A 7,175-nucleotide genomic window follows, 5' to 3' on the forward strand; every position below is an offset into this window, starting at 1 on the left:
GTTGAACTACATCCAGCCGGGCAAGCCGCAGCAGAACGCCTACGTGGAGCGCTTCAACCGCACGGTACGCTATGAATGGCTGTCCCAGTACTACTGGGACGACCTTAAGCACATCCAGCAGTTCGCCACGGAATGGATGTGGCAATACAATCATGAGCGCCCCAACATGGGCCTTGGTGGCGTAACGCCAAAACAGCGGCTGGCCATGGCCGCTTAGCCTCTACTTCTGACTCGCGTTAAAAGCGGGGGTATTACCGTACAACCTGATTCGCCATCCTTCGGAACAAGTCGTTCTCTGTCGCTCAGACCGCGATATACGATATCGACTGTGACGCCACCGGCTTCGATGGCTGGACATTCGCTCTGACAGATGTCGTCACTTAACGTCGACTGTCGGCCATCGGGTCCGTGACTCAAATGAAGTGGGCCGTCGCACACGATCACACCGATTGTCCTGCAGACCGAACGCCACACTGGATCGGGCTCGCACGCCTGCTCACGGTCCACAATCCGGCATGTAAATCCGAGCTAAGTCGATCACCGAGGTGACACTAGTCTCCAACCTGCGTAGCGGTGCTGCCAATCAACATGCAACCGCATTCGGTGTGGTGACCATGTAGCGCAACACGCTCGCCGTCAATTGTCAACGTTGGATGTGCTTCAATGATCTTGTTAATGCCGTGCGATTTGCCATCGGGATATTTTTCTGGGCAGTCAACGAGATCATGCAGACGAGCAATCGCCTTACCTCCAATCGTATGGATATCCGAGCCGCTGATCACGCGCCCCCCATGCGATGTCATATCTCCGACCACGATGATAGCTAGCGCCATTTTGCACCTCGACAAAGTTGAGAACGATTTTCTGCGTGTTGTCTGGACAGAGGTGCGCGTGCATCAATCACCTTCTTGATTGGAATCCTCTTCGGGATAAGACGGGTAGGTGCTTGCTATCCTACCTTTGATGTAGGCTATGCGGCCGTTATATGCTTTCATCAAGCAAGCGTTGTCACTACAGGAATTCCGTACTGTCTTGATCCAGTTGATTTGATTTAGTCTCACTGGATCTTGGTATGAAATTTCTTTCGAATTGGTCAGCATCATCGCAACGTAGCCACGATTGACGGTTGCATCGAGTTTAATCAGATCTGGATTCTTGCATATAAGGTGTTCGACATTCGTTGCGGCTTTACTGCAGTCGAAACTTTGCTCCGCATTTGCTGGCGCATGGGTTTGACGCGCGAAGGCGTACGCCCAAGAACCGTCGAGCAACACCATCTCGTCCTGCGATCGATAGATCATCGCAGATCGGAGGCCCGAGCAGAGCGGTGCGTCGACATCACCCAGAATATAGGTATCAGTCAGCGCCGCGCCTTTCGCATGGAACTTCGCGGTCAGAAAAGCATTGAATTTGTCTCTGGAACCGAACGAGTGAGAGATGACCGGGTCGACATAGAAGTTCATTTTCTTGTCGATCTTTACGTTGCAACTGTGCCCGGTGTAATGAAGTGCAAACGCACTATCATCGAAAGTGAGAAAAGCCGCGGCCTGGGGATTGACCGGAAAGGGCAACTGGTGTGTGTCATGTCCCTGTTCGAACTGCGCTGCACCTATCATTCGATATATTTCCTCGGCCGAAGCATGCGCCGGCCCAAAGGCCACCGACATCAGGAGGAGTAAGCTCAGTGTGAATTTCTGCATGAAAAAGATATCGTTCGTTTAATGGTTGGAATTGTAAGTGCCTAGACAAAACATGTCGTGCTCTCGTTCGCGGCGCGTCTTGTTTTCGATATCCAGGAATTCGACAGGTGCTCCAGTGTAGTCACCGTTGTTCAGTTTACGACACAGACTTGGCGCTTTGCTCAGACTGCCCATGTTAAAGGCGAGCGAGACCAGTGCATCGTACTCGTGCTGGTAGAGGGGTACGCTGATCGCATTCTTGACACGACCTTCGATCACCGCGACATCGTTGTCAAAAAGTGTCTGAGCCTCAGCCACGGTTATCTTGCTCGACATCGCAATGTACCCGTTCGCCGCACAACTGCTTTCGGCAATCAGGTGACCCCAGCCAACCGTACAATAACCCTTACTGTCGTTGTAATAGTAACTATTGGCCTTCGCAGTGTCATAGCGCACTCCCTCCCAACCCTTGATAAATTCCTTGCCTTGATCCGAAATCTTCAATTGGGCTATCGGGATGCGTTGGCCGGTAGGTTTCAGGGGTGGCGCATCGAGAAACGTCGCCTTGTAGCCCTCCTGCAGAATCGCGAGCGAATCGATCAAGTCGCCGCGACGCTGGAACGGACCGCCCAACGTTTTTCCGTTCAGTTTCGAGTGGGGATCGAATCCGAGAGCGCCCGAATACGTCTCGAAATGGAGCATCGACACATTTTCGCTTCCGACGATATGCAGCGGGGTACCGTTATCCTTCAACAGTACTCCGCTGTTAGCAAGAACTTGCCCCTGGCTTACTGTGTCTCCGATTTTCACCTTTGTGGACGATGGATCGACTTCGCCGTACAAAGCGATAAACTCTCGACCATCAGAAGTCTTGTGATGAATACTGATCTGCCAGGTTTGGCAATAGAAAAGTTCGCGCTTGATAACGACGCCCGGTGCAATCGCTACGATCGGAGTGTGTGCCTGCACGTAAAGGTCGCGGGCCGCATGCTTCCGACCGCGATCGCGAGTCGCACCAAATCGTGATTGATCATGACCGCCGCCATGTAAAGGTTTGGTCCATGTATAGTCCGACGACGTCGTTCCGTATACGCCGCCCTCGTCATTTAGCGGGCGGGTTTGTATCGGAAAAATGATAGGTGCAGCGCCCTGACGAGGTGCCGAAGTCGGCGCTCCCCTATCGTTGTTCGGATGATCGTTCTGCGGTGGGCTACCCGGTGGGCTTGGTTTCTTTGGCGTCGGCTCATCGGATTTCCGAGTCTCGGCAGGGGGGACCTTCAACTTTTGGCCTACCAAGATGAGGTCTGATTTCAGTCCGTTCACCCGCTTGAGCAAATCAACGCTCGTATGATATTTCTTCGCGATTGTCGTCAGATTGTCGTGCGATTTGACAAGGTAAGTGCCGCGCCAGTAATCGCCTTTCGCCGTATCGTCGACCTTGGTCGGCAAGTCATGCTTGGTCTTCGGACTGGTCAGATTGAAGTAGGCCTGAGACAGAGACGCGTTCAAACGTGCGACTTCCTTCATCGTATCGCTAGTCCAACGCTTCACATGCACGGATAGCGCAGTGCCCATTTGAACCGAGAACCGGATGGCACCCTCCGCATTTGTCGATGCGGCGTGATAGACCTGATTCGCGCGGTCTTCCATACCCTTGATCTCGATTTTCAAATCCTGGATCGGTCGGCCAAAGTGATCCTTGAAATAGACCGTTACGGCGGACAGAGGATCAGTGTTGGTATTCGGGGCGGTCATGATTTTTTCGGATTGGCTCGAATGGCGTTCAGGCGCTGTGATTGACGCAATGGTCCGGATCGTCTGGAGTAGCTTCGCCGGAATCGCTGGACGATGGGGCTACCGATTCGACTAGCCAGGACCCTTGAGTGCCGACGAGTACCTGGAGGGTCTCGGGTTGGTCGGTCGTCAAGCGTGGCGTGCGGCCATGCTCATCGAGAGTACCCTGAGCGACCACATCACCATTCTCCCGTCGCGCCGTATATTCGACCTCGCCGAATTCTCTTTGCCAGTAGATATCATAGACATCGAGTCGGTTGCTGAATGCTTTGGGCATGTCAAAACCGGGTACGACGACAGGTAGCGACTTCGGGCCCGGCAGCGCATGGTTGCCTGCATAGGCGGTCCATTGCGCGGGCGTACCATGCTCGATTCCTGCACCGCTGATTCGGATATAGCTACCGCGCGCGTTGAGCAGGATTTCCTCGGCGGCGGTGATCTCGATCCGACGCTTTGCGCTGATCAGTTTCAGAACCTGATCAGCGATTATTTCGACATTATCCGACTGTGCCTGGATTTCTACTTTACCCTTTGCTGCGAATAGCTTCATCCCCGCATTCTTAACGAACAGGCTGACTTTTTCGGCCACGCTTGCGATCAACGATTTCCCTGCAGCCAGATGCGTGCTTTCACCGCTAACGATATTTACATGCTGGTCAGCCGTGATCTGCGTCGACTGTTGCGTTGATGTTGCGATACCGGCCGGGCTCGCGAACAACATGATCGGGGCCTTGAAACCGTTCGCACTGCCGGTACCGCCACCGGCGGTGCGACCTCCGGTAGAAGTACCGGCGACACTTGCCTGCGTCGCGTCGGTAAATGCACGCAACGCATCATAGCCTGCGCAGAGACTCTCAGCGCGATGCCCTGCACTTGCGTCAGAAAGCGACTGGACAACGCTTTCCGCATTGACGAGCTGACTGGTCGCGTGACGCGCATCCATGGGCTGTTTGACCGATGCGTCGTAGCTTGAGACGAAAAGCCCCTGCGCCGCACGAATTGCGCCGTGAGCGTCCGATTTCAAATCGAAACCGCTGCCGAGATAGGGGCCGCGGGTGTTACCGTCCTGATCGATGAGATAGCCGAGATGGAGAAGCGTGTTCGAACTGCTGCTGAACAGCCGGACACGATTCTGCGCAGTAGCGTCGTCAAGGACCATCTCGTTGTAGCCAGCACCTGCATACTCTTTCGATCGGTAGCCCGACAGGATGCCATTGCTGTGCCATTGCGGCTGGACGCTCCCGTTGTAAACGCGATGCAGCACGATGGGCCTGTCACAGTCACCTCCGACATAGCCGACCAGCACTTCCTCTCCGACTCTCGGAACGTGTACGCTCCCGTAACCCCCGCCCGTATCCGACTGCGCGACTCTCACCCAGCACGAGGCATTTGCGTTACCCGAGTTCTGTCGGTCCCAAACGAACATGACCTTTACACGGTTCAGTGCATCCGTGTACACCTCTTCGCCCTGCGGCCCGACGACGATTGCCGTCTCCAACTCCATCGTTGGCTTCTTGTGCTCGAACGGGCTCCTATACGGAACCGTCACGCGCTGTGCCTCGACTTCGACCAGATAAAAACCGGCCGAGCCGTCTTCGTGAGTGACGACCTCTCCCGTTTGTTCGAACTTCGCCTGCGCTAGTTCGCTCTGCAAGCTATAAGGAAAGTTCGCTTCGTGATTCGATAACGGCAGGTTGTTCTCAACGTACCGGCGCACTTTGATCGATGCGAATTCTCGGTGCCCGGCTTGATCGCGATCGTGCTCAGGATGGCCAGTCAGTACGAAGCGGCGGCCGGCATCAATGGCCCGAACGCCCCCCATACCAAGAAATCTCTTCGCTCTCGATTCCCATTCCTCTAGATGAATCTTTGACAGATGTTCACCGCGATCCCGGTTCAGATACGTGTAGGCGCCGGTATATTCGTAGACTTCCGTCTGTTCCGGCAAATTTCCTTGACCGGCCATCGTCGGCAGCGTCGTACCTTTCGGGTTGGCAATAGAGGATGGTGCCTTGTAGTCAAACGTACGCGTCGTATGGACGGTACTCTGCAATGTCCGCGAGCCTGCCCATTGCGTAAATGCATCCGTTTCGCCAGTCGCGCCCGATTTGGAGAACTCGACTGGATTGGGAGATACCTCATCAAGCGAGTAAATGTCATCGGTCACGATGAGCCTGTGTGACTTTCCCTCGTTGTCCTGGCGCCAAAAACCGAACAAGCCTTCTTCTTCCATCAATCGATGGACAAAATTACAATCGGTCTCACTCTGACGGCAGTACGAGCGCGACGGTAACGTCTTCAGCAAGGCGAATTCGAATTGTCCCCGCGCTTGTGGATGCGCATTGAATACATCGGTGAGGATGGCGTCAACGCTCTGGTCCTGCCAGTACCGCATATCGCTGCGGAACTTTAGGAAATGCATCCATGAAGCGAAGGCCAACTGATAACTTGAAAGGCTTCCGTCAGCACCAAGCCTACGAGCTGTATGGATGTAGCCGTTGATCGGCAAATAGGACTTGTTCGCTTGCTGCAACCACAGGGTCATCGGTTGAGCGATCAATGTTTTGAGCTCAATATCGCCTGCTGTGGATACCATGTCGAGCGTGACACTGAAGTCACGGCCAAGCTCGGAATAAGTCACGGCTCGGCGCGGAACAAGCGCGTTCTCCGGCAGCGATGGGATGCTCGCCTTGAGCAGGCGATCTTGCTGGATCAGGCCGCCACGAATCGCCTGAGCCACTTCGGTCATGTTCATGCGTTTTCCATCTTGTTGTTTTTTGCAGGCTCAACGGCCTACGCTCTCACGGGAACGGCTTCCCCGTTATATCGCCGCAATTTTAGCGACGTCGACAGGCCATGAGAATGGACTTTGATCGAGAAAACCACAATATGGTCTGACAATAATTCATACTCCATCTCGCAGGCGGTCGGGTTTGACGCGGCAGGACCATCAGGAATTTTGCTTTCCAACAAATTCCTTTCTATTTTATTGATCGGCTGGAAGGGTAATCCCCCCGTTTTCCACGGGGTTCAAAAGTAGAAACTAAGCGGCCATTGCCAACCGCTGCTTTGGGGTAAATCCGCCCAGGGCCATGTTCGGGCGGTCGTGATTGTAAGTCCACATCCAATCGGTCGCGAAGCGCTGCACGTGGTCCAAGTCTTCCCAGTGGTACTGCGACAGCCATTCGTACCGCACGGTCCGGTTGAATCGTTCGACATACGCATTTTGCTGCGGCTTGCCCGGCTGGATGTAGTCGAGCCTGATGCCATACTGTCGGGCCCATTCGATGATCGCTGCGCTCAGGTACTCGGGCCCGTTATCGCACCGAATCGCCTTGGGTCTGCCGCGCCATCCGATGATCTGCCGCAACGCACGGATCATGCGTTCCGATGGCAATGAGAAGTCGATCTCGATAGATCCGGTACACGCGCTTGTGATTCCAGCAGAAGCCCTTCACGTTGCGCAGGTACAGGAAGCACAACCCGAAGCCCCAGTTCCGATGGTTGTCCGTCAGGCGCAGCAGCCAGTTTGCAATCTCATCGTTCTCGGCGCTGCGCCGACTGACGTACCGATAACAGGCCTGGCTGATCCCAAATGCCTCACATGCCAGCCGGATCGAAATGCCCCGGCTGGACACCGCATGCATGGCCATCTCACGCCGGCAAGATGGCCTCAGTCTTTTTTTGCGAGCGCCTCCGCCA

At 54.7% G+C, this 7,175-nt stretch carries 5 protein-coding genes and 1 pseudogene; 1 reads left to right on the plus strand and 5 read right to left on the minus strand.

Annotated features, from left to right (window positions below; translation table 11 throughout):
- On the plus strand, positions 1 to 217 hold a 217-nt coding region (locus GQ56_RS0123575; protein ID WP_031400979.1), incomplete at its 5' end, for an integrase core domain-containing protein.
- A 334-nt stretch (positions 218 to 551) separates the two neighbouring features.
- Here GQ56_RS0123575 and GQ56_RS41735 read toward each other — a convergent pair.
- The 5 genes and pseudogenes from GQ56_RS41735 to GQ56_RS46630 all read right to left on the minus strand — a co-directional run.
- On the minus strand, positions 552 to 833 hold the full coding sequence (locus GQ56_RS41735) for a PAAR domain-containing protein (RefSeq protein ID WP_075123000.1): 282 nt from the start codon (positions 831 to 833) through the stop codon (positions 552 to 554).
- Positions 834 to 896: 63 nt separating this feature from the next.
- Complete coding sequence (locus tag GQ56_RS0123580) at positions 897 to 1,700, minus strand: lysozyme inhibitor LprI family protein (protein ID WP_031400980.1); 804 nt, start codon at positions 1,698 to 1,700, stop codon at positions 897 to 899.
- A gap of 18 nt (positions 1,701 to 1,718) precedes the next feature.
- Positions 1,719 to 3,434: a glycoside hydrolase family protein gene (locus tag GQ56_RS0123585; RefSeq protein WP_031400981.1), complete on the minus strand. Its 1,716-nt coding sequence runs from the start codon at positions 3,432 to 3,434 to the stop codon at positions 1,719 to 1,721.
- 28 nt (positions 3,435 to 3,462) lie between these two features.
- Positions 3,463 to 6,228, minus strand: coding sequence for a type VI secretion system Vgr family protein (locus tag GQ56_RS0123590; protein WP_034200582.1), 2,766 nt, complete (start codon positions 6,226 to 6,228; stop codon positions 3,463 to 3,465).
- Positions 6,229 to 6,516: 288 nt separating this feature from the next.
- A pseudogene (locus GQ56_RS46630) lies at positions 6,517 to 7,175 on the minus strand (integrase core domain-containing protein); the annotation flags it as partial.

Source organism: Burkholderia paludis, from assembly GCF_000732615.1.
GTDB lineage: Bacteria > Pseudomonadota > Gammaproteobacteria > Burkholderiales > Burkholderiaceae > Burkholderia > Burkholderia paludis.

Bases quoted from the DNA above. Each gene is read 5' to 3' on its own strand.
- GQ56_RS41735 (WP_075123000.1), bottom strand. From the start codon at position 833: ATGGCGCTAGCTATCATCGTGGTCGGAGATATGACATCGCATGGGGGG.
- GQ56_RS0123580 (WP_031400980.1), bottom strand. From the start codon at position 1,700: ATGCAGAAATTCACACTGAGCTTACTCCTCCTGATGTCGGTGGCCTTT.
- GQ56_RS0123585 (WP_031400981.1), bottom strand. From the start codon at position 3,434: ATGACCGCCCCGAATACCAACACTGATCCTCTGTCCGCCGTAACGGTC.
- GQ56_RS0123590 (WP_034200582.1), bottom strand. From the start codon at position 6,228: ATGAACATGACCGAAGTGGCTCAGGCGATTCGTGGCGGCCTGATCCAG.